This is a genomic window from Microvirga sp. P4_A5 (genome assembly GCF_056402495.1).
On sequence record NZ_JBFUHH010000033.1, the window covers coordinates 13463 to 39600 of the forward strand.

The window sequence follows — 26138 nt, forward strand, 5'->3', positions numbered from 1 at the left end:
CCTCAGATTTCGGCAGTGGCAGGAGCCGGAGAACCGCCCAGCCGTTCATCAGCGACTTCAGCAAAGGTCCGTCCATCGTCCTGAAGGCGGGCGGGCATTCCCGTGAAGGCTTCCATCCGGCGGACCGCCACATCGACGTATTTCGGGTCAAGCTCGATCGCCCGCGCGATCCGGTTGACCCGATGCGCTGCCAGCATCAGGCTTCCCGAACCCGCAAACGGATCGAGAACCAGACCGCCAGGCCGGGAGGTGTCGAGCAAGGCCTCCGTCAACAGTCCAAGAGGTTTGACCGTGGGGTGCATGGCCAACGCTTCCTTGCGTCCGGCCTGCTGCCGCGCCAAGCCGGGGTATCGCCATAACGTTGTTCTGTTACGTCCGTGCTTGCCCAGTTGCACGTTGTTGATGTGCGGCGCGGCTCCCCATTTGGCGATGACGACATATTCGGTCTGCTGGCGGTACAGACTGCCCATCGCGCCACTCTCCTTATCCCAGACCACCATTCCCTGCTGCTGCAGGCCGGCGCCTTTGAGCGCATTGAGAAGCGGCCGCATTCCCCGCCAATCGATGAACGAATCGACAATGGCGCCGTCGACGAGATGCGGTGTCGCTGCGTTGAGGAAGCTGAGGAAGAAGGCGTAAGCTTCCTCCTCGCTCATGTCGGAGCCTTCAACAAACTCACCGTGCGATTGGCTCACATGGCTGATGGGGACACCGTACGGAATGTCGCTGAAGAGCATCTGGATGAGTTCGTTGACCAGCAAGGCGCGATAGCTGGCGCCGTCCCTGGCGTTGCCGCACAGCAGCTTATGGCCGCCGTCGAAGACCCAGATGTCGCCCAGGCGTGAGACTGAAGGCCCGGTAGTAGGCGCCGGTATCTCATCCTCGTCGAGCAACGCTGGTGGTCTCAGGATGGTGTCGATTTCCGGGATCGGGAAACCGGTAAATGCGACCAGCTCGGGATCAACCTTGAAGAGATGCTCAAACTCCAGCTTCAGATCAGGGATCGACCACTCGCTGCCCTCGGCAATCTTGTTGATGGAAATGCGCAAGGCGCGGATTTCCTCCGGGTTTAGATCATCGATGACGAGGGTCGGGATTGTCGTCATCCCGAGCGCTTTGCACGCCTCGAAGATTGCGTGCCCATCGACGATCTCGGCGTCATTCGTCACGAGGATGGGCACCCGACAACCAAAGCGCCTGATCGCGCCGATCAGTTGTTCAATCTGGTGTTTGCCGCGCCGCCTGACCGGGCGCGAGGCAGGGCGGATCACATCGATCGGTTGATACACAATCGCCAAGGCCGCTGCCGAAGCAGCGGACGCTGGCTTGATTGCACCGGGGGACAAACCGTCCGTAGAGGAAATTGTTTTCTTAGAAAGTGAGATGTTTAAAACGCGTGCCATCGCGGCCTCCGAGAGAGTGCGCAGAGCCCCGCAATTCAACACGTATGGTCACGGCGCTTGCCGCGTGTGTTGAGGAGAAGGTTCTGCCACTTTCTGGGAGATGTTCATCTCTCAGGCTTAGGCTGCCGAGTTCGGAGGTATGCATGCTCCGGGTCCGCTAACCCGAGGCTAGCCAGCTTCCTAGTCGCAGGTCAAGCTCGAAGCTGTTGGACACGCAACGTCGATGCCAAAGACCGGCTATTTAACCGATCCTCCTGTTTTGGACCTGTTATCCGCCTGTTCGAGATTCCTGTGTCGATGACCCATATGTTCCCGGCCAGCCTCACTAAACTCGTTCTATGACACTCGTTTACGAACAAAAAAGCCGGTGAACCCGTGGTAACAGGAGAAACAGGCAGAACAGGAGACGAGTTCGCTCGTGACTCTCTCCACCGCCACCGCCTAAGCCCCTGATTTTACAGGACTAACACGTGGCGTGGCGCGACAATGATCAGCTCAAGCCCCGTCGTCCGACGATCATTCGAGCGGCAGGATGCCTGTCTTCAGGATCAGGTTGCCGTAGAGGCGCCGCTCCCCGGTTGCGACGATGAAAGCGGCTCGTCGAGCGCGCTCGTAGAAGGCGAAGCGCTCGATGGGCACGACGCCGAAATTACCGGCCAGCCGCGCCACCAGATCGGCGAATATCTGGCAAATGGCCGGCACGGCCTCGGGATCGTCGACGACGGCCATTCGAAAGGCCGCCGCATCCGCGAAGGTATCGAGCGGCAGATGCGTGAGGATCGCATCCGCAGCGGACACCGCGTCGATCCCGTCCAGCCGAATGACCTCCGGTCCCAACGTATGTGCGGGAAAATTTGCATCCGCGATGACGATCTCATCCCCGTGTCCGAGCTTTCGAAGGGCGCGAAGAAGATCGGGTCCGAGGAGGGGGTGGATGCCGCGCAGCATGATCGGTTCCCGTTCAAAGGTTGATGGCCGCTTCGTCGAAGCGTGGCCAGACGCGCTCCGGTATCTCGGCCCCGAGCAGATCCAGATTTCGCCGAAGGCTTGACGGTTTCGCCGTTCCGATCAGAACCGTCGCGACGGCGGGGTGCCGGAGAGGGAACCGCAAGGCCGCCGCCGCCAGCGTCACGCCCGCATCCTTGGCGATCGACTCGAGCTTGTCGACGCGATGCAGAATGTTCTCGTCTGCCGGACCATAATCGAAATGCGCACCCGCGATGGGACCCGTGGCGAGAATGCCGGAATTAAAGACACCGCCGATCACCAGGGACGTCCCGACTTCCGCGCAAAGGGGCAGCAGCGTTGCAGCAGCGGCGCGGTCGAGCAGCGTGTAGCGACCTGCGAGCAGGATACAGTCGAGCGGCGCACGGGCCAGCACGTCGAGGCACACCTGCACCTCGTTCACTCCCAGGCCGTAGGCCGAGATGGTGCCCTCGCTTTTCAATTTGTCGAGAGCCTTCAGGCCAGTCTCGAGAAGGTCGCGCTCGTGCTTTCGGTTCGCCTCCGCGCCATGCGTATAGGCACCGATATCGTGAACGAATGCGACATCGATGCGATTGAGGCCGAGACGCGCGAGGCTGAATTCCACCGATCGCATGATGCCATCATACGTATAGTCGTAATCCACCGTGAAAGGCAGGGGCTCGACATAGCCGTGGTCAGGCACCTGATCTTCCGGAACGGGTCGCAGCAACCTGCCCACTTTTGTCGAAAGGACATAGGTTTCGCGTGGCTGATCGCGCAGGAAATCGCCGATACGCCGTTCCGACAAGCCGAAACCGTAGAACGGCGCGGTGTCGAAGTAGCGGATCCCCGCGTCCCAGGCGACAGCGAGGGTCTCATCGGCGTCCTGCCGAGTCACGGCGCGGTATAGCCCGCCGATTGCCGCGCCGCCCAGGCTGATCTCGGTCACTTCCAGCGCGGTCTTGCCGATCTGTCGCCGCTTCATCTTGTTCACGTCCTTTCCTCGGTCGCGCGCAGCCCATAGAAGTGCTGCGCAACCTCGCCGAAAATCAAATCCCGCTCGCGCTTGGAGAGACCGGCCAGATGGGAGCGTGCGAGATCAAACCATGCTCCGTAAGAGTCCACGAGTTCGACCACCGGCCAATCTGAGCCCCACATCAACCGCTCGGGACCGAATGTCTCCAACAGATGATCGATAAAGGGCGCCAGATCCTCGGCGCTCCCGCGGTCGCCCGCCTCCGTGAGCAGGCCGGAAAGCTTGCAATAGACCTGAGGACGCTCGGCGAGTGACCTGATGCCGTCCTCCCAAGCCTTGAAGCCTGCCCTGCCCTCGGCGATGGCGGGTTTGGCCCCGTGGTCGACTACGACGCGAAGATGCGGGTAGCGATCCACGAAGCTGCACAGGGCGCGCAGATGCCGCGGGCGAACCAGCGCATCGAATGTCAGCCCTAGCCGCTCGACTGCCGCGAGCGCGGGCGCCAGTTGCGGCCGGATCATCCAATCGGGGTCCGGAATCGACTGGATCATCGGACGAATGCCAACGAATTTCCGCCGCGTCGAAAAGCCCTCCAGATCCGCCAGACCACCCGGTGATCCGAGATCGACCCAGCCGATCACACCCGCAACGAACCCGGTCGAATCCGCGATGTCCAGGAGCCGTCGCGTTTCCGCAACGACCGGGGCGACCTGCACCAGCACGGTGTGGTCGACCCTGGAAGCCGCGAGCAGAGGCACCAATTCGTCGGGCCCGAAATCCTTATGGATCGGCCCAAGGTCCGGTGTCGGCCATTCGAACCACGGATCCGCGAGAGTCCAGAAATGCTGATGGGAATCGATCACCGGCATCTCTTGTCGTGTCCTAGCCGCCGTAACCGAATTGCCGCGGCAGCCATAAGACGATGTCGGGCACCAGGATCATCAGGAACAGCACCGCCACCAGGATCGCGATAAACGACCAGATTTCGCGGATGATATCCCGCAGCGGGATGCCCGTCAGGCCGCTCATGACGAACAGCAGCACGCCATAGGGCGGCGTAATCAACCCGATCATGATGTTGACGACGATCACCACCCCGAAATGCACGAGGTCGATGCCGAGTTCGCGCGCGGCCGGCAGAAACAGCGGCACGAGAACCAACAGCATGGTGGTGGCGTCGAAAAGGCAGCCAAGGACGAGAAACAGCAGATTGACGAGCACCAGGAACATGAGCGGGGACATGTCCGCGCCCTGGAGCAACAGCGCCACATTTTCGGGCAGACGTTCGGATGCCACCACGTAATTGAAGATCAGGGCGGCGGCGATCAGAAGGGCGACGACGCTCGTCGCACGCGCGGATTCGACAAAAACCTTGAAGCCCTCCTTCCAGGACAGCTCGCGGTAGAGCAACACCGCGAGAAGCAGCGCGTAGGCTGCCGCGATGGCGGCGGCTTCCGTGGGGGTCGTGGCTCCGCCATAGATGCAGTAGAGGAGGATGACGGGCATCAACAACGCCGGGACGGCGCGAACGCTGGTCCGCGGCAATTCCCGCAGCGGGATGCCCTTCCCTTTCGGGAAATTGCGTCGACGAGCGACGAACCCGACCAGACCCATCTGGGCAAGGCCCATGATGAGTCCCGGGATCACGCCGCCGAGAAAGAGAAATCCGACCGAGGTATCGGACACGACGGCATAAATGACCATCGGAATCGAGGGCGGGATGATCGGGCCGATCGTCGCCGACGAGGCGGCCACCGAGGCGGCGAATCCGGGCGGAATACGCCCCTGCTTGATCATCATCTGGGTGACGAGCTTGCCCGGGCCCGCGGCGTCTGCGATCGCCGATCCAGACATGCCCGAGAAGATGATGCTCACGAGGATATCCACCTGCGCCAGGCCTCCCCGGAATCGGCCCACGATGGCCTGGCAAAAATCGAACAACCGGTCCGATACGCCACTGGCGTTCATGATATTGGCCGCGAGAATAAAGAGCGGGACCGCGAGCAGGACGAATGAATCGTAGAGGCCGTTGAGCACCTGTTCGCCGAAGAGGCCGAGATCGCGGCCGGTGGCGAAAAGGTATCCGATCGAGGCGACGAACATCGCGAACGCGACGGGCATCCCAAGCAGCGCGAGCCCGAAAAATCCAACCAGCGTCAGGATGAATACTGTGCTCATTCGTCGATATCCTGTCGGGTGTTGAGTTCGTCCGTCCATGAAGCGCTCATCAGGCGCTTGATGCGGATGATGGCATCGACGATCACCGCCAGCATGAAGACGGCAAAAATGGAGTAGAGAAGGTCAAACCGGATTCGAAGGATCGGGCTTCGCTCGATTTTCATGAAGGCGATGTAATCCACCGTCTTCGGCAGCGCGACCACGAAGGCGACGGCGATGACAGCCGTCAGCACGATGGCAAGGCGACGACGCGCGCCCGGCGGCAGCGCCTCGAAGGCCATGTCGAAGGTGATGTGATCGCGTTCCCGGACGAGGAATGCGCAGCACCAGAACACGATCCAGATATAGGCGATCAGCACGAATTCCTGTGTCCAGCCGATCGGATTGTTCATGACGTAACGCGCAAAAACCTGGACCAGGAAAGCCGCGAACATGGACAGGAAAAGGAGTGCCGCCACGGATTCGGCGAACAGGCGGAGGCGTGAGCGCAAGGATTGCATATGCGGGACTTTCCGTTGTGCCGCGACAAAGGTTCGGACCTTCGTGCCGCGCCGAAGATCATGCGGCCAAAGCCGAAGGCAGCAGCCCTTCTTCGAAGTCCGTTCGGGACCGTTTAGGCAACGGCCCCGAACGATCGCGATCGTTCCAATGCGCGACGGCTACTTCGTGGCGTTGATGCGATCGAGCATGCCTTTGGGCCAGGTCTTCGACCATTCCGAATCCAGATATGCTTTTTGCACATGGGTCCGGAACGCCTCGAGGTCAGGCTTGTAGACCTTCAATCCCTGCGATTTGAAGAAGGCCTGCAATTCACCTTCCTCCTTGATGCGGTTTTCGTTGTTGTACTTCACAGCAGCCTTGGCGGCCCCCATGATCGCCGCCTTCTGCTTTTCATCGAGCTTGTTCCAGGTGGGCCCGGAGAGCGCGAGAAAAATCGAATCGACGAGATGGTCGGTCATCACGACCTGCTTGGTGACTTCGTAGAACTTCGTCGCGCGGACTGTCGGCAACGGGTTGTCCTGGCCGTCGATGGCGCCGGTCTGGAGTGCCGTATAAATCTCGCCGAAAGCCATCGGCAGCGGATTTGCTCCGAGCGCCTTGCCCAGGAACAGCCAGGTATCGGAGCCGGGCATGCGCAGTTTCACCCCTGCCAGATCCGCCGGCGTCTTGATTTCCTTCTCGGTCCGAAGATTCAGTTCGCGCGTACCGAGATAGCCGACCGACAGGATCTTGATGCCCATCTTGTCCTCGAYCAGCTTGTACATCTCCTTGCCGATGTCGCCGTCGAAGACCTTCACTTGATGTTCCGGATCGCGGATCAGGTATCCGGCGGTGAAGATCGACCATTCGGGGATCTGCTTTGCGATGTCGAACGCGGATATCATCGCCATTTCGAGGTTGCCGCGCTGCATGGCCGCCGGTTCGGTACCTTGCTTGAAAAGCGTACCGTTGAGATGAATCTCGACGTCGAACTGACCGGGCGCGCTCTTTTCCAGTTCCTGCTTGAACACGGGCAGCATCTTGGCGTGCCAATCGGAATCCACCGCGGGCGTCGAGATACGCAGCTTGACAGGATCCGCCGCTTGCGCGGTCTGAAAGCCTCCAACGAGTCCTAGTGCGGCGACGGCTCCCACCATTGTTCGACGTGAGATAAAGATCGACATAGCCTTTTCCTCCCAATTTTTGATTGCGTCCGGACGAGTGACCGTCCGGCATCTTTTGGCTCGGCGCAATACTGCGCTGCGTCCGCGCCGCTTGTAAATATCTAAATACACGCTAACATGTTAATTCGCAATTCGGGACTTTTGCCCGCTTTCTGGCCGCTTTTCGTAAAAGGACCTCGCCGTGAACCGCCCCTCCGATCGCTTCGGCCTGTCAGCAGCCATGACCACACCTTTCCGTGCCGACGGCTCCCTCGATCTCGCTCGTCTCGCCGGGCATGCACGCTGGTGTCTCGATCATGGCTGCGGAAGCGTCACGGCTTTCGGAACCACCGGTGAAGGAGCGTCCATCGGGTTGTCGGGGAGAGAGCAGGTTCTCGGAGCCCTCGCGGGCGGAGGACTTGCACCCGATCAGGTCGTCTATTGCGTCGCCGCCACAGCCCTCCACGAGGCAATCGTCCAGGCGCGAATGGCCTACGATTTCGGCGCCCGCGCCCTTCTTCTCCCCCCGCCCTACTACTTCAAGGGCGTCAGCGACGATGGGCTGTTCGACTGGTTCGCGCAGGTCTTCACCAAGCTGCGCGGAGCGGCGCGCGACGTCATCCTCTACAACATCCCCTCGGTCACTCATGTGGCGCTCTCCGTGGACCTGATCGGTCGGATCAGAGAGGCGTTTCCGGGGGTCGTGATCGGCGTGAAGGATTCGTCCGGCGACTGGGCCTACACGCAGAGCCTTCTGGCCGCCCATAAGGATATCGCCATTCTGATCGGAGATGAGCGCTATCTGGCGGAAGGTGTCTCGCTTGGAGGTCAGGGAGCCATCTCGGGACTCGCCAATGTCTGTCCCGAAATCCTGTTGGCGATGATCGAAACGAAACGCGGAGATACCCGCGTCAATCGACTGGTCGACGAGGTTCTACGCCATCCCGTGACGCCCGCGGTCAAGGCTCTGGTTGCACACCGCACGGGAGCCGATGAATGGCGCCACGTGCGCGCGCCGCTCGTCGCGATGCAGCCCGGAACGGCCGCGGCTTTGAGCGCGACCTATGACAAGCTTTTCGATCTGAAGGCGGCGTAGGACACGAGCCCACTATGGACAAGATCATTCCCCCCCGCGATGGAGGAACGCTTCGAGAGAGAGCGTATGAGAGTTTCACGCAGCATCTGCTGGCGCGAGATATCCGGCCGGGCCAATTCATTTCGCAGCGCGAGCTGGTCGAGTTGACCGGCCTGCCTCTCGGCGCAATCCGGGAACTGATCCCTCGGCTCGAGGCCGAAGGCCTTATCAAGACAGTGCCGCAGCGCGGCATGCTCGTGGCACACGTGGATCTCAACCTGATTCAGGACGCCTTTCAGTTCCGGCTTTTCCTCGAGCGGGAAGCGATTGCAATCTTCACGAGGGATGCCAGCGACGAAACGCTGGCACGGTTGCGAGCCGCGCACGAACGGGTCATCGCCGATTGCGCGGCGAACAATGGCGTCATCACGCCCGATCTCGTGGCACGCGCCCAAACGACCGATTGGGACCTTCACTGGACCATCATTGCTGCCTTGGCGAACGACATCATTTCCGACGCCTACCGGGTCAATTCCATCAAGGTCAGATTGATCAGGCAGGAACAGACCCTGCTGTCCGAACCCCTGGTGATTCCGGTCATGCAGGAGCATCTGACGGTGATCGAGGCGATCGAAACGAGGGTCCCGTCGACGGCGGTCGAGGCGATCACGGCGCACATCCTCAATGCGAAAAGTCGAGCGCTGCGAGTCCGCTAGCCCGGACTCTCAGCCCCGTGCCTTCTGATCGGCAAGGATCATCTCAGCCGCCTTCTCTCCAATCATGACCGAAGGCGAGTTGGTGTTGCCAGACGTGATCGTCGGCATGATCGACGCATCGGCCACCCGGAGCGAGCCGATGCCCCGCACACGAAGCCGTTCATCGAGGACTGCCATGGAATCGGACTCAGTCCCCATCTTGACCGTCCCCACTGGGTGAAAGATCGTAGTGGCAATCTCCTGCACCGCCCGCAGCAGCTCTTCGTCCGTTTGCAGCGCCGCCCCGGGCTTGAATTCCTCCGGCCTGTAGCGAGCCAGGGGCTGCTGCGCGACGATGCGGCGGGTCAGACGAATGCTGTCGATGGCCACCTGCCGGTCGTCCGGCGTCGAAAGATAGTTGGGGCGAATGGCAGGCGCCGCCATCGGATCGGACAAGGTCGCGTGGACGGTTCCGCGGCTCGACGGCCGCAGATTGCAGACGCTCGCGGTAAAGGCGCTGAACGGATGCATCCCCTCTCCCCAGCGATCGAGCGACAGGGGCTGAATATGAAATTCGAGATTCGCGGTCGCATATTCGGGCGAGGAGCGAGCGAAAATGCCGACCTGCGAAGGAGCCATCGTCAGGGCGCCGCGGCGTCGGAACAGATAATCCACACCCATTCCCATGCGCCGCAAGAGATTGGCGTAGTCCGTATTCAGTGTCCGAACGCCCTCGACCTTGTAAACCGGACGGATCTGCAGATGGTCCTGCAGGTTGGCGCCCACGCCGGGTGCGTGATGAACGACCGCAACACCAAGCTTTTCCAGATGTCTGCCTTCTCCGATGCCACTGCGCTCGAGGATCACCGGCGACGCAACAGCGCCCGCCGACAGGATGATCTCTCCGCGCGCCTGCGCCTTGAATGGCTGCCCCGCCACGGAAAAGGCAACGCTGTTGGCGCGGCCGTCGATGATGTCGATCCGATCGACGAGGGCGTCGGTTTGCAGGCGGAGGTTTGGCCGCTTCAGAACGGGTTTCAGAAATCCCCGTGCCGCGCTCCAACGGCGTCCGCGCTTCTGGTTGACCTGGAAATAGGATGATCCTTCGTTGTCGCCGGTATTGAAGTCGTCGATGGGGGGAATGCCGGCGGCCTCCGCGGCGGCACGGACCGCATCCAGGATTTCCCACCGGATGCGCGGGTTCTCCACCCGCCATTCACCGCCCGAGCGATGAAGCGCGGAGGGCGGGTTCGCATTGTCCTCATGCTTGAGGAAAAACGGGAGCACGTCGTCCCATCCCCAGCCCGCCAGGCCCATCTGGCGCCAGCCATCGTAATCGGCCGCCTGTCCGCGCATGTAGATCATCGCATTGATGGCGGATGAGCCGCCGATCACCTTTCCGCGCGGATAAGCCAGCGAACGGCCGCCCAGACCTTCTTCTTCGCCGGTGACGAACATCCAATCGGCACGCGGGTTGCCGATGGCGAAAAGATATCCGACCGGGATATGAAACCAGATCCAGCGATCATGCCCTCCCGCCTCGAGCACCAGCACCTTGTTACGCGGATCCGCCGAAAGACGATTGGCAAGGACGCAGCCCGAGGAGCCCGCACCGAGAATGATGTAGTCGTACGCGCCGAAATCGCTCGGTTCATCCGCCATCGGTGCTGTCTCCCATCCGCCACGTGGATGACGGTGCTCCAAGTTGGCACCGGCATCCCGAATCGCCAATGATCATCTTGCAGCCGGTATGTGATGGGGCAAATCACCCGCACTCTGGGCCGACGCGTTCGGCGGTCCAGTGCGACGACACCACCGGCCGCTACAGGCACTCATTCTCGTTCGAATGCTGCAGAATGTGGGGCTCTGCTCCCATCCAGATCGAAGTGACGCAAAGGAAATTAGGTTGATTTACGATCTGACTTGTATACTAGAGTACAACCCAGTGAAGTCCGACTGTGCTGTCGAGACTACATGATAATGTCACAACAAGACTGGGAGTAATGCCTATGCCATTTTCGCAGAGAACCCGCCTCATCGCGTCCGCCCTTCTCGGCCTGGGTCTGACGATGGGCGCTGCTCACGCGCAGGATCTGCCTGCCCCGGGCACCAGCCCCCGCATCGACGCTATCAAGAAGGCCGGCCAGCTTCGGGTGGGCGTTCTGTCGAACCCACCTTGGCTCATCGAGGACACGACCGGATCCGGCGAGGCCTGGGCCGGGCCGGCATGGACATTGTCAAAGGAATACGCCAAGCGCCTCGGCGTGAAGCTGGTGGCTGTGCCCGTTTCGCACGAGACCAAAGTCCCCGTTCTCGCGTCCAACCAGGTCGACCTGACCATCTCGCCGCTCTCCGTGACGAAAGAGCGCCAGAACGTGGTCGACTTCATCACCTATTCGAGGACCAGCCTGTGCGTTTTCGGCCGTGCCGACAACCCCAAGGTTGCGAACGCGAAGTCGGTTGACGACTTCAACAGCCCCGACGTCACGATCGCCTATTTCACCGGTGGCGGCGAGGAAAACTGGGTCAAACAGCGCTTCCCGAAAGCCGTTCTGCGAGGCGTCTCCAGTGCGGGTACGGCGGCCCCGGTCGAGGAGATCATGGCTCGTCGGTCCGATGTCACGCCGATCAACCGTATCCCGTGGATCGCACTCAACAAGAAAGTGAAAGGCCTCATGGCCTTGCCGCAGGGCAACAATTGCCAGGACAGCAAGGAAGCCGCCAACGAGATCGGCCTTGCGCTCGACAAGAACCAGCCTGAGTTCCTGCAATGGCTGAAATCCGTCTCCGAGCCGATGCTTCCCACTCTGCAGAAAGAAGAAGAGCGCATCGTCGAGACGATGTAATTCGCTGCCGATCGCCTCAGGCTGGCCCATGTCGGCCTGAGGCTCATTTTCGAACTGTGGCAGCGTTGAAGCGGTCCTGATATGGAATTCAATTTCGACCCCGTATTGCAAAGCTGGCGCTTCCTGCTGGACGGTTTGCGCGTAACGCTGATCCTGTCGGGCGGCGTGGCATTGTGCAGCTTCATCTTCGGCACGCTGGTGGGACTTGCACGCCGCTATGGGCCCGAGTGGCTTCGCGTCATTCTGGTTTTCTACATCGACTCGATGCGGGCGATTCCGGTTCTTGTCGTTCTCGTCTGGGTCTATTTCGCGCTGCCCGCGATCACGGGCTGGAATCTTCCGCCTTTCTGGTCCGCGCTCTTTGCCTTGTCGTTCCATCTCGCGGCCTACGTCGCAGAGGTCATTCGGGCGGGAATTGAATCGGTGAGGCCGGGTCAGGTGCGCGCCGGGCTCGCGCTCGGGATGTCGGGCCCCCAGATCGTCCGCATGATCGTGTTGCCGCAGGCAATCGTCCGCATGATGCCCGCATTCGGATCGCTCCTGTCGCTGGCGATCAAGGATACGGCCATCGCGGCCGTGATCGCCGTGCCGGAGCTCATGCGCCGCGCCGACGCCGTGGCAGGACAATCCTATGCGCCTGTCGAAGTCTTCTCGACCGTGATGATCATCTACTTCCTCATCATCTTCCCCGTCACCCGCGCCGTCGACATGGTCTACAAGCGCATCGCGTTCCTGGGGCGGTCATGAATCTCGACTGGTCTATCATTCCCGCCAGCGCCGGCGCTCTCGCGCGGGGCGCACTCATCACGATTGCCCTCACGGTTCTCACAATGACGATCGCGGTTCCGTGCGGCATTGGCGTCGCAATGCTACGCGAGTCAAAATTCCGGCCGGTGGCTTTTCTGGCGACCTGCTTCGTCGAGCTCTTCCGCAACCTCCCCATCATTCTCGTAGTCTATTGGGCATTCTACGTGATGCCGGTGGTATTCGGGATCGCATTCTCGCCCTTCATCACAGGCCTCGTCGCGTTGTCGCTCAACAATACGGCGTATAATTCCGAGACCTTCCGGTCGGGGATCAAGTCGATCCGTAAGGGACAAACCGAGGCCGCCCTGGCGCTGGGGATGAGCGAGGGCCAGGCGTTTCGCCAGATCGTGCTCCCGCAAGCCTGGCGGCGGGTGCTCCCGGTCCTCGCGACCACATGGGTCACGCTGTTCAAGGACACATCCCTGGTTTCCGTCATTGCCGTCGGAGACCTGGCGCATACGGCCATGCAAATCAGGTCTCAATCGTTCCGCGTGATCGAGATGCTGACGGCCATGGCTGCCATATATTGGCTGCTTGGATATCCGCAAGCCAAGATCGCCGATTGGATCCACAAGAAATTCGGGGTCACAGAATGACAGCCGCCACGTTAGCGATGCAATCCGCTCCTCGCGTCGTCCTGCAATACCGAGATGTTCGCAAGCTCTACGGTGACTTCGTTGCGCTCTCGGGCGTCTCCATGGAAGTGGAGCGAGGACAGGTCGTCTGCCTCATCGGCCCTTCCGGCTCCGGCAAATCCACGCTCCTGCGTTGCACCAATGCGCTTGAGTCGCTTGATGGCGGCGAATTACTCTTCGACGGCATACCTCTGCCAAAGGATGCCGCATCCATCCGCAAGGTCCGCCAGCGCATGGGTATGGTGTTCCAGAATTTCGAGCTGTTTCCGCACAAGACGGCAATTCAGAATATCATGATGGGGCCTAAGACCGTCCTGGGCCTGTCCGAGCAGGAATCGCGCGCGCGGGCCGAAGCGCTCCTGGTAAAGGTAGGCCTGTCTGACAAGCCGGAGAATTATCCCGCCAATCTCTCAGGCGGCCAGCAGCAGCGCGTCGCCATTGCCCGAGCTCTCGCGATGGAACCCGAGGTCATGTTGTTCGATGAGCCGACTTCGGCGCTCGATCCGGAAACCATCGGCGAAGTCTTGAACGTCATGAAAGCTCTCGCGGATGACGGCATGACAATGGTCGTCGTCACGCACGAGATGACGTTCGCTCGTCGGGTTGCCGACCACGTCGTGGTTTTCGAAAGCGGCCGGATCCTCGAGCAAGGTCCGCCAACTCAAATCTTCGACGCACCCCAGCAGGCACGGACTCGCGACTTCCTTGGCCATCTGGGCTGGGATGCGTGAAGGAGGCTCGCAGCAACATGCCTGAGTTGCCGCCAGACGTCACCCTGGACCTTCCTTCCTCCGGAGGAGATCTGGTGCGGGGCATATCTGCGCCTCTCAGCGTTGCGTCCATTCACGCCGTCATCCGGCACGACATCATTCTGCTGCGTCTTCGTCCTGGCACTCGGGTGTCGGAGAATGAGCTCGCCCGTCGGTTCGGCACGAGCCGGACGCCGGTGCGGGAAGCGCTTTTGCGCCTTGTCGACGAGGGACTGGTCGAAGTCTGGCCTCAGCGCGGCACGTTCATCACGCCCATATCCCTTTTGGCCGTCCGGCGCGCACGATTTGTTCGCGAAGCGATGGAGGTCGCCATCCTGCGGCAGGCGGCCGAACAGGGACTCTCTGCACAAGGGCGGCGAGAGGCGGAAAGGGCGATCTCCGCGCAAGAGGATGCGCGCGACAGGCCGGAATCCTTCACGCGGGCCGACGACGCCTTCCACCGTGCCTTCGCGGACGGGATCGACGTCGGCAATATATGGGCGGTGTTGGAGAGGGAGAAAGCCCAGTTCGATCGCCTCCGATTCCTCAGCCTCCCGAATGTAACGCCCGTTTCCACCTTGATCTCTCAGCACAAGGCGATACTCGTTGCCGTGCTGAAGGGAGACGTCGTGGCGGCCGAACGGGCAGCCCGCGAGCATCTCTCGGAGGTTCTCAAGGTTTCAGATACGCTTGTCGCCACCCATCCCGAGCTGATTGTCGACGACCGCGCAACAGTCAGCTAGGCACAGTATTCGCAAACGGACACAATGCGGCGAAACGGCAGTCAAGACCGCCCGCCGAACGCAATTAGAGAATCGAAGAGGAGGACCTTGCCCATGGAACAGACCTGGCGCTGGTGGGGACCAGAGGACATCATCACTCTCGCGCATGTGCGACAGACAGGTGCGACGGGAATCGTGACGGCTCTGCATGACGTACCGGCAGGCGTTGTCTGGACGCGGGAAGCTATCGAAGCTCGCAAGCGTTACATCGAAAGTGACTCCACGCTCGGCTTGCGATGGAGCGTTGTCGAAAGCTTGCCGGTTGTCGAGGCGATCAAGATTGGCGAAGGTGATCTCGAGCCCCTGTTCGAGGCTTACCGCACTTCGCTCCGCAATCTCGCATCCTGTGGAATACGAACGGTCTGCTATAACTTCATGCCCGTTCTCGACTGGACCCGAACCGACCTTCGAGCCCCTGTCGCAGGCGGGGGGCTCGCACTCCGGTTCAATGCCCACGAATATGCGGCATTCGACTGTTTCATGCTCGAACGGCCGGGTGCCGAGAGCGACCACCCGCCGGAGGTAATTGACCGCGCGCGCGACTGGTTCAAGGCATCCACGCCGGGCGATCGCGAAAAGCTGCTGGCCAACATTATGGCGGGCCTTCCCGGAGCATTCGATCGCTACGACCTTCCGGGGTTGCGGGTGATGCTCGCGCGCTTCAAGGACGTGTCGGCCGAAAGGCTGCGGGACAACCTTGCGCGCTTCTTGCGCGCCGTCATTCCGACCGCCGAGGAAGTCGGCATTCGCATGGGCATACACCCGGACGATCCACCGCGCCCGCTCCTCGGATTGCCGCGCATCGTAAGCTCCGAAGACCATCTGGCTGCGATCCTCGACATGCATCCGTCGCGCGCCAACGGTTTGACTTTCTGCACCGGCTCGCTGGGCGCGAGACCCGGAAATGACCTGCCGGCCATGGCCAGACGATTTGCGAACCGGATTCATTTCGCCCACCTTCGAAACGTGACAAAATACCCGGACGGTTCGTTCGAGGAGGCCGATCACCTCGGCGGCGACGTGGACATGGTGACGGTTGTCGGCGAGTTGCTGCAGGAGCAGAAACGGCGGCACGATGCCGGGGCTGAAGACTGGCGCATCCCATTCCGGCCCGATCACGGGCGTGAACTGCTCGACGATGTCGGCAAGCCCACGCATCCTGGCTACCCGGCGATCGGAAGGCTGCGCGGACTGGCTGAAATTCGTGGGGTCATGACGGCGATCTCGCAACGCGAAGGCTTGCCGATCTAAAAAATCAGCGGGCGGGAGAATTTGATGAGCATTGAGAATCTCAAGATCGAAGTTGCCCGCCAGTTCGGCACACCGGCGGTTGTGATCGACCTCGATATCGTGGAGCGCAATATCGCGCGCGTTCAAGCGATGTGTGACGCCGCCGGCATCGCCAACCGGCCTCACATCAAGACACATAAGAGCCCCGTCCTGGCCACGATGCAGCGCGACGCGGGGGCGCGCGGTATCACTTGCCAGAAGATCGGCGAAGCCGAAGTCATGGCCGATGGCGGACATGACGACATCCTGATCTCCTACAATATCCTGGGCGAGCAAAAGCTCGGCCGCCTCGGGGCGCTTCTCTCGCGCGCCAAGGTCACCGTCGCGGCAGACAACCCGACGGTTGTTGCCGGCCTTCCGCTCGCCGCTGAAATCGCCGGCCGTGATCTGGATGTACTGGTGGAGTGCGACACCGGTCGCAAACGCGCGGGCGTGACAACCCCCGCGGAGGCCGTGAGCCTCGCGCGCGACATCGCCTCCCGACCAGGGCTGTCGTTCGCCGGTTTCATGCTCTACGCGCCTGAGACGGCCACAGCCGAGACGCAGGCTTTTCTGGATGCCGCGAACGCAGGGCTACGCGAAGCGGGGCTTACGGCCAGGATGGTCTCGACCGGCGGCACGCCCAATCTTGCCAGCCTCGGACAGATAAAGGGCGTCACCGAGCATCGGGCAGGCACTGCCATTTTCAATGACCGGATGATGATAGCTGCCGGCATGGCGAGCCTCGCGGATTGCGCATTGAACGTCTTTGCCACTGTTGTGAGCCGCGCCGAGGCCGACCGCGGAATTCTCGATTCCGGGTCGAAGACCTTGACCAGCGACACGGGCGGTCTGGAGGGCCACGGGCTCATCATCGAACACCCCGAGGCTCGCATCGCGCGCTTTGCCGAGGAGCATGGATTTCTCGATCTCTCCGCCTGCAATCTTCGTCCGAACGTCGGCGATATCGTGAGGATCGTGCCCAACCATGTGTGTGTTGTGGTCAACATGGTGGACCGTCTGGTGACGGTGCGCGGCGGCGAGATCGTCGGAGAATTGCCGGTGGCGGCGCGCGGACGGTTGACCTGAACAACTCAGAACCTGCACGCATTGCCGGAAGTTCAGCATGGAAGTCCGGCGTGGCAGGTTGGCCTTGCACTTCGCGGCCTCTCGGCGAGTGGCCCTGACCATATCTAAGGAGCCGCGCTTCTGCGGTGGGATCGTCATGTTCGAACAGACTTTTGTCCTGACCCTTGCGTGCCCCAACCGGCCGGGCATCGTCGCCGCGGTGGCCACTTATCTGTTCGAGTCCGGTTGCAACATTCTCGACGCTCAGCAATTCGACGATGTTCCGACCGATGCGTTCTTCATGCGGGTCGTATTCAACCGGCTGGAGAATGCGCGCGCGGCCGAGGCCATCATCAGCGACTTTGCCCCACTCGGTCAGCGGTTCTCGATGGACTGGAGTATCCGTGACCGAGCAGTGCCTCGACGTGTCATGCTTCTCGCATCCAAGGCCGACCATTGCCTCGCGGATCTTCTGTATCGCTGGCGGACGGGCGAGTTGCATATGGAGGTGTCGGCCATCGTCTCCAACCATCCTCGCGAGGTCTATGGCCATCTCGATTTTGGCGACATTCCCTTCCATCACCTCCCGGTTACAAAGAACACGAAGCTGGAGCAGGAGGACCGGATCTGGGAACTCGTCTGCGACACGAACACGGATCTGGTTGTACTCGCACGCTACATGCAGATCCTGTCGGATGGCCTCGCGGCAAAGCTCGCGGGCCGGGCGATCAACATCCACCATTCATTCCTGCCGGGATTCAAAGGCGCGAAGCCGTACCACCAGGCATACAATCGTGGCGTGAAGCTCATCGGGGCGACGGCCCATTATGTGACCTCGGAGCTCGACGAGGGGCCTATCATCGAACAGGACGTACAGGTGATCAGTCACCGTGACATGCCCGAGGATCTCATTCGTAAAGGCCGCGACATCGAGCGCCGTGTCCTGGCGCGCGCTGTCCGTCACCACCTGGAAGGCCGCGTCATCCTGAACGGCCACAAGACAGTGGTTTTCACCGACTAGGTTTGCTTTTCGAATTCAACCGATGAGTGAATGCAATTCCGTCCTCCATCGAACGGGATTGCGCCGCGCGGGCTCCTAGCCGATCGCCATCAGACTGGCATTCCCGCCAGCGGCCGCGGTGTTGATGCTCGTGGAAACTTCCTCCACCAGCCAATCGACGCAGTAATCCTCAGTCCCTGCCGCGAGACCCGTCGGGGATGCGCTTTGCACCGGCACGATCCGGCCCTCCAGCGAAGCCACGCGGCCGGTCATCTTCAGGACGCGATCCGGTGAGCCCTCGATCAAGGCGGCCGCGATGTGCGGCATCTGACTCCACTCCGTCACTCTCGCGATCCGTCCGGCGAGGCCGGCAGGCAAGCCGCGCAGTGCCGCCGACGTGGCGGCTGAAGCATCCACCACCATATCGTTTCCGGTTGCCAGCGCGGCGCCGACCTGAAGGAGAAACCCGGTTTCGGATTCAGGCAGGAGCAGCACGCGCCCACGGCGGCGCGTCTCGTACAAGTTGCGCTCGCCCACGGGTCCGGGCAATTCGAGGCTCGTGCCGAGAAGCGACCGCTTCAGGTAGGTCCGACAGCGTGTTGCTTCGCCCGCATGACCGCCGGCGACAAGCCAGTCGCAATAGGTTTGCACCGCAGACGATGCGGCTTCGGGCGCCGGAATTTTGTTTCCAACCTCCGGTCGGACACTCAAGAGACGCAGAAGGTAGAGGGGGCCGCCCGCCTTTGGGCCGGTCCCGGAGAGGCCGCAACCACCAAAGGGCTGGACGCCGACGATCGCCCCGATGATATTCCGGTTGATGTAGATGTTGCCGACCTCGATGCGGTTCGACACACGCTCCGCGGTCTCGTCGATCCGCGTATGAAGCCCGAACGTCAGGCCGTAACCCGTCGCGTTGATGTCGTCGACAAGCTGATCAAGGTTCTCGCGACGGTAGCGGATCACGTGCAGCACGGGACCGAATACCTCGTGCTTCAATTCGCTAAGCTTGCCGATCTCGATGAAGGTAGGGGCCACGAACGTGCCATGCTGCGTTTCCGATGGAAGCGGCGCAGACTCGGTTTTCCGTCCGAGGGCGGCCATGCTTCGCACATGGCGGTCGATCATCTGCCGGGCTTCCTCGCTGATGACGGGTCCCACATCGGTTGCCAGCCTGTCCGGGTTTCCGACACGAAGCTCGCGCACCGCGCCTTTCAGCATCGCAAGAGTGCGGTCGGCGATCTCCTCCTGGAGACACAGGACGCGCAGCGCCGAGCAACGCTGCCCCGCGCTGTCGAACGCCGACAAGATCACATCGGCCACGACCTGCTCGGCCAAAGCCGACGAATCGACGATCATCGCATTCTGTCCCCCGGTTTCCGCGATCAGCGGGATCGGCTGGCCGTCGGGCGAGAGACGCTGGGCCAGCTCACGCTGGATGAGCCGCGCCACATCCGTCGATCCGGTGAACATCACGCCGGCGGTTGCGCTGTTGGCAACCAGTGCGGCTCCGACGTCACCAGCCCCCGGCAGCAGTTGCAGAACACCCGGCGGAATACCCGCCTCGCGCAATATGCGAACGCCTTCGGCTGCGATCAGGCACGTTTCCTCGGCGGGCTTCGCGAGCACCGGGTTTCCGGCCGCCAACGCCGCGGATACCTGCCCGGTGAAGATCGCCAGAGGAAAATTCCACGGGCTGATGCACACGATCGGCCCGAGCGGACGGTGGTTTTCCGAAGAGAGATCGGTACGCGCCTGAGCCGCGTAGTAGCGCAGGAAGTCGATGGCCTCGCGCACCTCCGCGATGGCGTTGGGGATAGATTTTCCGGCCTCGCGGACGATCAGGCCGAGGAGAGTCGGCATCCGGGTTTGCATGAGGTCCGCGGCGCGGTTCAGACAGGCTGCGCGCGTTTCAGGAGGGGTCGACGCCCAATCCGGCGCGGCCGCGAGGGCATGCCGAAACGCGGTGATGATCATGTCCGGCGTGGAATCCACGACCGTTCCGACCCGGTCGCGATGATCCGCGGGGTTGAGAACCGGACGCGCCTCCCCATTGGCTTCACCCTCTCCGAGCGAGGGCACAGTTCTCCACTGCGTTTCCGCGCTCGCCCTCAACGCGGCCGACAATTCAGCAAGCTCTCCTTCGTTGGAGAGATCGATTCCCACCGAATTCGCACGCGACGCCCCATACAGGTCTCTTGGAAGGGCAATTCTCTCATGCGGTGCACCGAGCGGCCGGATAGAGTTGGCCACCGCGACCGGATCAGCCACCAATTCGCTGATGGGAATGTCCTTATCGCCGATCCGATTGACGAACGAACTGTTGGCTCCATTCTCCAGCAGGCGGCGTACCAGATAGGCGAGCAAGGTCTCGTGCGTCCCGACAGGGGCATAGATGCGGCAGGGTCGGTCGAGTTTTGTCGGACCGACAACCTCCTCGTAGAGCGGCTCACCCATACCGTGAAGACATTGAAACTCATATTGCCGCGGGTGGTAGTCGTCGCCCGCCATTTTGAGAATGGTGGCAAGCGTCTGCGCGTTGTGGGTCGCAAATTGGGGGAAGGTCGCGTCCGGCGCCGCGAGAAGCTTTCGTGCGCAAGCGACATACGAAACGTCGGTGTAGACTTTGCGGGTGTAAACCGGAAAGTCGTCGAGCCCGTCGACCTGGGCGCGCTTGATCTCCGCATCCCAGTAAGCGCCCTTGACCAATCGAACCATGAGCCGGTGACGGCTTCTGCGCGCGAGGTCGATGAGGAAATCGATAACGGCCGGGCATCGCTTGCCATAGGCCTGCACGACAAAACCAATCCCGTCCCAACCGGCAAGTTCCGGAGCAAAGCAAAGCTCCTCCATCAGATCGAGGGACAGCTCGAGCCGATCGGCCTCCTCCGCGTCTATGTTGAGACCGATATCGTAGCGGCGTGCCAACGCCGCGAGCGCCCGCACTTTCAGAAGCAATTCTCCCATGACGCGCTCGGCTTGCGAGCGGGCGTAGCGCGGGTGGAGCGCCGACAGCTTGATGGAAATTCCCGGGCCGTCGTAGATGCCACGCCCGGCCGAGGCCCGGCCAATGGCGTGAATGGCATTCTCGTAATCGGCATAATAGCGGGCCGCGTCCTCCGCCGTGGTCGCCGCCTCGCCCAACATGTCGTAGGAATAGCGAAAGCCCGCCTGCTCCAGCTTGCGGCTGTTCTCGATCGCCTCATCGATCGTCTGCCCCTTGACGAACTCCTCGCCCATCATGCGCATGGCAACATCGACGCCCTTGCGGATCACCGGCTCGCCGAGGCGCGCGACCAGACGGGTGAGTGCCGATGAGAGATCCTGTTCGTCCGTCGCCGATGTCAACTTGCCGGTGACGAGTAGACCCCACGTAGCGGCGTTGACGAAAAGCGACGGGGAACTGCCGAGATGCGAATGCCAATTTCCGGGCGCGATCTTATCGCGAATGAGCGCATCGCGCGTCGCGCGGTCGGGAATGCGCAACAACGCCTCCGCCAGGCACATGAGGGCGACGCCCTCCTGGGTTGAAAGCGAGTATTCCTGAACGAGACCTTGGACGCCGCCGCCCCGGTGCTTGGCGCGCAAGCTCTCGACGAGTTTGGACGCGACCGCCGCAGCCGCCGCAACCGTGGCAGCAGGCAATGTCGCGTCCGCGAGGAGAGCGGGGAGGATGTCAGGCTCCGGACGGCGATAGACCCGCGTGATGCGCGATCTCAGCTCGCTCTGCGGCCGGACTGGCGGCGCAAAGTGGTGGAAAGGACCATCTTCTGCCGGATGGTCGGAATCCGCGCTCGAGGTCGTGTTCAAATTTCCTGAAGTGCTCATGCTCGTGTTTGCCCGTTTGACCCAGGTCCAGACGACACCTGCCGGCCGGTCCGCCATCCTCCGCGCGATGAAGCGGGTCGGAAGAGAGATTATCGCCCGAACGTACGCTCGCCAGAACCGGATATCGATGGTCGATTCTTAAGTTCAGCCCGGATATAATTCGGTTTTTCGACAGGAAACTGGATTTATGACCAAGATCGATAAGATCGACCGCCGCATTCTCTCGATCCTGCAGGTCGATGGGCGCATTGCCAACAACGAACTGGCGGAGCGCGTCGGCCTGTCACCCACCGCCACGAGCGACCGGATGAGGCGTCTGCAGAAGGACGGCTATATCCTGGGCTTCGGGGCCCGGCTGGATCCACACCGCCTCGGTCTCGGCCTGTTGGTGTTCGTGGAGGTCCTTCTCGACAAGACCACGCCGGATGTTTTCGACAATTTCGCCCGGGCGGTGCGGCGCGCGCCGGAGGTTCTGGAATGTCACATGGTCGCGGGCGGCTTCGATTATCTGATCAAGACGCGGCTTGCCGATATGGCCACCTACCGCCGCTTTCTCGGAGAGGTTCTTCTGTCCTTCCCGGGGGTGAAAGAAACGCGGACCTACGCGGCGATGGAAGAGGTCAAGAACGATGGGCCGCTGCCGCTTTGACACCGAAAGCCTCCCGCGGCGTCCTGGCGCGGGAGGCTGATTTTGGTGCGATCCGGATCAGATCACGAAGAAGTCGTGATACGTAATCTTCAGATTCTTCTTGATGGTTGCCACCTCGACCTGTGCTTTCGAGCCTGAGCCATCCTGGTCATAATATAGGACGCCCTTCTTTTTGTCGTAGATCACGTAGTCGTTGCGGTCCTTCGCCTCGGTGCCGACGGTGAAATAAGCCTTGCTCAACTTCTTCGGAGACGCCTCCGAACCACCCTTCCCAAGCTTCGTAAACACGGCATTGTCGAGATAGACGGAATCGTCCTTGACGTTGAAGTCGGTAATCTTGTCGACATTGGTCTTCTTGTTCAACTTCGCGTCGAACACGAACGCGTCGCGTCCTGCGTTGCCCGTGAGCGTATCCTTGCCTGAGCCGCCGAAGAGTTTGTCGTCTCCTAGGCCACCAAGCAGGAAGTCGTTGCCGCCAAACCCTTTCAGGGTGTCGTTCCCGGCCGTCCCGGCAATCCGCTCCCCAACGCCTGTCCCGTTCACAGTCAGGGTGCCGCCAACCAGCGGTATCCCCAGCGCCGCGTATTGCGAGGTGCTCAAGGAGAGCACGCCAGACACGTTAAGCGCATCGAKTCCCTGCGGGCCGAGTGCGCCGATTTGTGACGCGTCAAGAGCGCTCAGAGCAGATCCCGAGTCGGTGAGCGTCACTGTATCGCTGGCCGTAAGTTGCACCGATCCGAGCGCGGTGAATTGCGCCAGCGTCAAGCTCAGCACATCGTTGCTTGCATCGATGGTGTCGACGCCATTCCCTCCCAGCGCGGCAATCTGCGCGGGGGTGAGGGAGCTTAAGGTTGCGCCCGCATCCGCCAAGGTGACCGTGTCGGATGTGGTGAGCTTAACCGTCCCCAATGCGTTGAGTTGGGCGACGGAAAGATTAAGGACATTGTCGGTCGCGTCGATGGTATCAACGTTCTTGCCCGCTAGCGCAGCGATCTGGCCGACACTCAAGGCGCCAAGGTTAGCACCCAAATCCGCGATAGCCACGGCGTCGGCAACAGTGAGACTCACCTCTCCCAGAGCATTGAATTGAGAGACTGAGAATTTGAGGACATCGTCATCAGCGTCAATCGAGTCGATGCCTTTACCATTGAGCGCGGCGATTAGATTCACGCTCATTGTGCCTAAAGCGTCGCCCGTATCTTCCGCGATCACCGTGCCTGTCGATTGAAACGCGATCGCGCCCGAGGCGTTAAGCTGCGCAACACTGAGCTTGAAAGTTTGGTCCGTCGAAGCGACGGTGTCGACGCCCTGAGCGGCCATAGCGGCAATCTGGGTCGTGTTCAGCAGCTCGAGGTTAGCGCTAGTGTCGGCGATCGTCACCACATCATCATGTGTTAGCTGAACAGTTCCGAGCGCATTGAACGCCGCTGCCGAGTAGGTGAGTTGATTGTCAATCGCATCGATAAAATCGACCCCCTGCCCCGCCAGCGCGGCAACGGCGGTAGGGTCTGGCCCGTTTAGCACGGCACTGAACTCGGCGAGCGTGACGTCATCATCCTGGTTCAGAGCGATGTTCCCGGTACCCAGTGCGATCAGCTGGGCAATGTCGATGCTCAAAGCATTGTCGCTCGCGTCGATCGCGTTGCCGCCTCTGGCTGCGAAATCCGCGATCTGACCTGGGGACAAGCCGTTGAGATTGGCCCCAGTGTCCACAATTGTGATGGTGTTTCCGGGCGTGAACGCGACTGTCCCGAGCGAGGCGAACTGCGCGACCGTTAAAGCGAGCGTACCATCGCTCGCGTTGATCGCATCCACATTGGCACCCGCAAGCGCCGCAACCTCCTCAGGGGTCAACGACGCAATATTATCGTCAGTGTCGAGGATCGTGACGTCGTCGACGTCACTCCATGGCCCTCCGGCCCGATACTCAGCGACAGTTAGATTTACAGCAACCATGGCGCGCCTCACAAATGAACCACACACCTCCCGGACCCCGCAGCAAGCTACGCCATTAGGAGGTATCTCTTTCAACAGAAGACACGAAGTTTCTTAGGGGCGCCAATTCTCAAAGAGGGTATTCCTATTATCCAAAGAGGGTATTCCCAAAAGCGCCCTTGGAAATTGTTGGGAATACGAATGGTATTTTCCGAGCGGGCGTGCGGCGCGCAAAATAGTCACCAGCACAGCCATTGGATTGTGCCGAATACGCAAATCCCCAGTGGATGATTCGCAGTGGCGTCGCGGTTTCTGGGCGGTGCCCCAGGTGCCTTGGCGGAGCGGCGGAAGGTGAAATCTGCTAGCCAATGCCGTACGATCCATGGGCAGTCGGATGCATTCGAACGATCGATACCATGCTTAGAATTCACTTCAGCCGCTTGCTTGGCGTTTGCTGTGGCCTGGTCTTCTGCACCGCGGCGGTGTTGGCGGCGCCGCGCACGGAATCCGTCGAGCAGGCCCTGTGCCGGTTGATCGAGGATAGCGCGCGCTCCCACGATATCCCGTCGGATTACCTGACCCGCCTCATTTGGCAAGAGAGTTCCTTCAGGGCCAATGTCATCAGCAGCGCAGGAGCGCAGGGCATCGCGCAATTCATGCCGGGCACTGCCAAGGAGAGGGGATTGCTCGATCCGTTCGATCCTGAACAGGCCATCCCAAAGGCTGCCGAACTCATCGCCGAACTCACCGCACGCTTCGGCAACCGGGGCCTTGCCGCAGCAGCTTATAACGGCGGCTCTGCGCGTGTCGCGGGGTGGCTCGCGGCTGAACGGGGACTCCCGCCGGAGACAAGGCAATACGTCTATCGGGTCACGGGCCAATCGGCGGAAGAATGGGCCGCTGCGCGCTTTCGCAACGAGAGTCCCGGCGCGGAATCGAGCCTGTCCTGCCTAGAGGTGACGGCCAGCCTCAGGCGTCCTGGCGTCGACGGCGTGGCGGACGGACCGCTTGCCCCGTGGGGCGTGCAATTGGCGGGCAATTTCTCCAAAGACAGGGCGTTGCGCAGCTACGCCCGCGCAAGTCGGGCCTATGCCACTGTCATCGACGACCTGCAGCCCATGGTGATCGGCACCCGCCTGCGGAGCCGCGGGACACGCACGTTCTATCGCGTTCGGGTTCCCGCGGCATCACGGGCAATCGCCGATCGCACATGCGGGCGAATTCGCTCATTGGGAGGCAGTTGCATCGTATTGCCAAGCTGATGGCATCGCGGCATTCAGCTGAAAAGCCGGTCGCCCTGCTCGTCGATGATCTGCCTTCCCTTGGCGATGGAAAAAGCCACCGCATCATCGAGGGTGGCATGTGTTTCGGCGCGAACGAACCGGTGTTCTTTTCGATCGGTTCCGACTTCCTTGGCGATCACGCCGGCGGTCTGGAACTGTCCGCGAGAGGGGTACGGAGCCGGGGTGATGAGAAAGCCCCTGTATTCCGTCGGCTCGATCGCCGGCGCCCGTCCGCCTTCTKTCGCGCCTCCGAACAGGCGGCTCAAGATGGATTGGAAAATCGTCGCCATGAAAATTTCTGCCGCTCTGATTCGGAAGCGCATTATTAGCCGAGTTTCCCGGCATCCAGAAGGC

Annotated in this window: 23 protein-coding genes; 12 read left to right on the forward strand and 11 right to left on the reverse strand. The window is 61.3% G+C overall.

Translation table 11 applies throughout. The annotated features are described in order from the left end of the window. Window positions 1–2 precede the first annotated feature (2 nt). From AC1DVM_RS11120 to AC1DVM_RS11150, 7 genes are all read right to left on the reverse strand, one after another. Window positions 3–1403 (reverse strand): site-specific DNA-methyltransferase, encoded by a 1401-nt coding sequence (locus AC1DVM_RS11120; protein ID WP_477254495.1) that lies wholly within the window; start codon window positions 1401–1403, stop codon window positions 3–5. Between the two features lie 516 nt (window positions 1404–1919). Then, window positions 1920–2351 (reverse strand): RbsD/FucU family protein, encoded by a 432-nt coding sequence (locus AC1DVM_RS11125; protein WP_477254496.1) that lies wholly within the window; start codon window positions 2349–2351, stop codon window positions 1920–1922. Between the two features lie 13 nt (window positions 2352–2364). Then, complete coding sequence (locus tag AC1DVM_RS11130; RefSeq protein WP_477254518.1) at window positions 2365–3354, reverse strand: aldo/keto reductase; 990 nt, start codon at window positions 3352–3354, stop codon at window positions 2365–2367. Between the two features lie 5 nt (window positions 3355–3359). Next, a complete protein-coding gene (locus AC1DVM_RS11135; RefSeq protein ID WP_477254497.1) occupies window positions 3360–4214 on the reverse strand; it encodes an amidohydrolase family protein in 855 nt (284 codons plus the stop codon). 13 nt (window positions 4215–4227) lie between these two features. Further along, a complete protein-coding gene (locus tag AC1DVM_RS11140) occupies window positions 4228–5523 on the reverse strand; it encodes a TRAP transporter large permease (RefSeq protein ID WP_477254498.1) in 1296 nt (431 codons plus the stop codon). Beyond that, the gene (locus AC1DVM_RS11145) at window positions 5520–6023 is read right to left on the reverse strand and encodes a TRAP transporter small permease (protein ID WP_477254499.1); all 504 of its coding nucleotides are present in this window, start codon (window positions 6021–6023) and stop codon (window positions 5520–5522) included. The genes AC1DVM_RS11140 and AC1DVM_RS11145 overlap by 4 nt, the downstream gene beginning before the upstream one ends. Window positions 6024–6182: 159 nt before the next feature. Beyond that, window positions 6183–7187: a sialic acid TRAP transporter substrate-binding protein SiaP gene (locus AC1DVM_RS11150; protein ID WP_477254500.1), complete on the reverse strand. Its 1005-nt coding sequence runs from the start codon at window positions 7185–7187 to the stop codon at window positions 6183–6185. A gap of 181 nt (window positions 7188–7368) precedes the next feature. Between AC1DVM_RS11150 and AC1DVM_RS11155 the strand changes: the two genes are divergently transcribed. Both AC1DVM_RS11155 and AC1DVM_RS11160 read left to right on the forward strand, forming a co-directional pair. Continuing rightward, entirely contained in the window at window positions 7369–8262 is an 894-nt protein-coding gene (locus tag AC1DVM_RS11155) for a dihydrodipicolinate synthase family protein (protein WP_477254501.1), read from the forward strand. Window positions 8263–8276: 14 nt separating this feature from the next. Next, entirely contained in the window at window positions 8277–8957 is a 681-nt protein-coding gene (locus tag AC1DVM_RS11160; protein ID WP_477254502.1) for a GntR family transcriptional regulator, read from the forward strand. A 9-nt stretch (window positions 8958–8966) separates the two neighbouring features. Here the strand turns inward: AC1DVM_RS11160 and AC1DVM_RS11165 are convergent, their stop codons facing one another. Continuing rightward, a complete protein-coding gene (locus tag AC1DVM_RS11165; RefSeq protein WP_477254503.1) occupies window positions 8967–10598 on the reverse strand; it encodes a GMC family oxidoreductase in 1632 nt (543 codons plus the stop codon). A 347-nt stretch (window positions 10599–10945) separates the two neighbouring features. On the opposite strand from AC1DVM_RS11165, the gene AC1DVM_RS11170 reads away from it, so the two are divergent. The 8 genes from AC1DVM_RS11170 (at window position 10946) to purU (ending at window position 18113) form a co-directional block, all read left to right on the forward strand. Beyond that, window positions 10946–11782 carry a substrate-binding periplasmic protein gene (locus tag AC1DVM_RS11170; RefSeq protein WP_477254504.1) on the forward strand — a complete coding sequence of 279 codons (837 nt, stop codon included), beginning with the start codon at window positions 10946–10948 and terminating at the stop codon, window positions 11780–11782. Between the two features lie 81 nt (window positions 11783–11863). Continuing rightward, window positions 11864–12529 (forward strand): amino acid ABC transporter permease, encoded by a 666-nt coding sequence (locus tag AC1DVM_RS11175; RefSeq protein WP_477254505.1) that lies wholly within the window; start codon window positions 11864–11866, stop codon window positions 12527–12529. Continuing rightward, the gene (locus tag AC1DVM_RS11180) at window positions 12526–13185 is read left to right on the forward strand and encodes an amino acid ABC transporter permease (RefSeq protein WP_477254506.1); all 660 of its coding nucleotides are present in this window, start codon (window positions 12526–12528) and stop codon (window positions 13183–13185) included. Before AC1DVM_RS11175 ends, AC1DVM_RS11180 begins: the two co-directional genes overlap by 4 nt. Continuing rightward, a complete protein-coding gene (locus tag AC1DVM_RS11185) occupies window positions 13182–13955 on the forward strand; it encodes an amino acid ABC transporter ATP-binding protein (protein ID WP_477254507.1) in 774 nt (257 codons plus the stop codon). The genes AC1DVM_RS11180 and AC1DVM_RS11185 overlap by 4 nt, the downstream gene beginning before the upstream one ends. Window positions 13956–14029: 74 nt before the next feature. Further along, on the forward strand, window positions 14030–14716 hold the full coding sequence (locus tag AC1DVM_RS11190) for a GntR family transcriptional regulator (protein ID WP_477254508.1): 687 nt from the start codon (window positions 14030–14032) through the stop codon (window positions 14714–14716). Window positions 14717–14809: 93 nt separating this feature from the next. After that, a complete protein-coding gene (gene uxuA, locus AC1DVM_RS11195; RefSeq protein WP_477254509.1) occupies window positions 14810–16006 on the forward strand; it encodes a mannonate dehydratase in 1197 nt (398 codons plus the stop codon). Window positions 16007–16030: 24 nt separating this feature from the next. Then, window positions 16031–17113 carry a D-TA family PLP-dependent enzyme gene (locus tag AC1DVM_RS11200; RefSeq protein WP_477254510.1) on the forward strand — a complete coding sequence of 361 codons (1083 nt, stop codon included), beginning with the start codon at window positions 16031–16033 and terminating at the stop codon, window positions 17111–17113. A 136-nt stretch (window positions 17114–17249) separates the two neighbouring features. Next, a complete protein-coding gene (purU, locus tag AC1DVM_RS11205) occupies window positions 17250–18113 on the forward strand; it encodes a formyltetrahydrofolate deformylase (RefSeq protein ID WP_477254511.1) in 864 nt (287 codons plus the stop codon). Between the two features lie 75 nt (window positions 18114–18188). Here purU and putA read toward each other — a convergent pair whose 3' ends face one another. Then, window positions 18189–21917 (reverse strand): trifunctional transcriptional regulator/proline dehydrogenase/L-glutamate gamma-semialdehyde dehydrogenase, encoded by a 3729-nt coding sequence (gene putA / locus AC1DVM_RS11210; protein ID WP_477254512.1) that lies wholly within the window; start codon window positions 21915–21917, stop codon window positions 18189–18191. Between the two features lie 187 nt (window positions 21918–22104). On the opposite strand from putA, the gene AC1DVM_RS11215 reads away from it, so the two are divergent. Next, window positions 22105–22566 (forward strand): Lrp/AsnC ligand binding domain-containing protein, encoded by a 462-nt coding sequence (locus AC1DVM_RS11215; RefSeq protein ID WP_477254513.1) that lies wholly within the window; start codon window positions 22105–22107, stop codon window positions 22564–22566. A 57-nt stretch (window positions 22567–22623) separates the two neighbouring features. Here AC1DVM_RS11215 and AC1DVM_RS11220 read toward each other — a convergent pair whose 3' ends face one another. Further along, the gene (locus AC1DVM_RS11220; protein WP_477254514.1) at window positions 22624–24522 is read right to left on the reverse strand and encodes a hypothetical protein; all 1899 of its coding nucleotides are present in this window, start codon (window positions 24520–24522) and stop codon (window positions 22624–22626) included. A gap of 395 nt (window positions 24523–24917) precedes the next feature. On the opposite strand from AC1DVM_RS11220, the gene AC1DVM_RS11225 reads away from it, so the two are divergent. Next, window positions 24918–25763, forward strand: a complete 846-nt coding sequence (locus AC1DVM_RS11225) for a transglycosylase SLT domain-containing protein (protein ID WP_477254515.1) — start codon at window positions 24918–24920, stop codon at window positions 25761–25763. Window positions 25764–25777: 14 nt separating this feature from the next. On the opposite strand, the gene AC1DVM_RS11230 is transcribed toward AC1DVM_RS11225, so the two are convergent. After that, a complete protein-coding gene (locus AC1DVM_RS11230) occupies window positions 25778–26074 on the reverse strand; it encodes an HlyU family transcriptional regulator (protein ID WP_477254516.1) in 297 nt (98 codons plus the stop codon). Window positions 26075–26138: the final 64 nt, after the last annotated feature.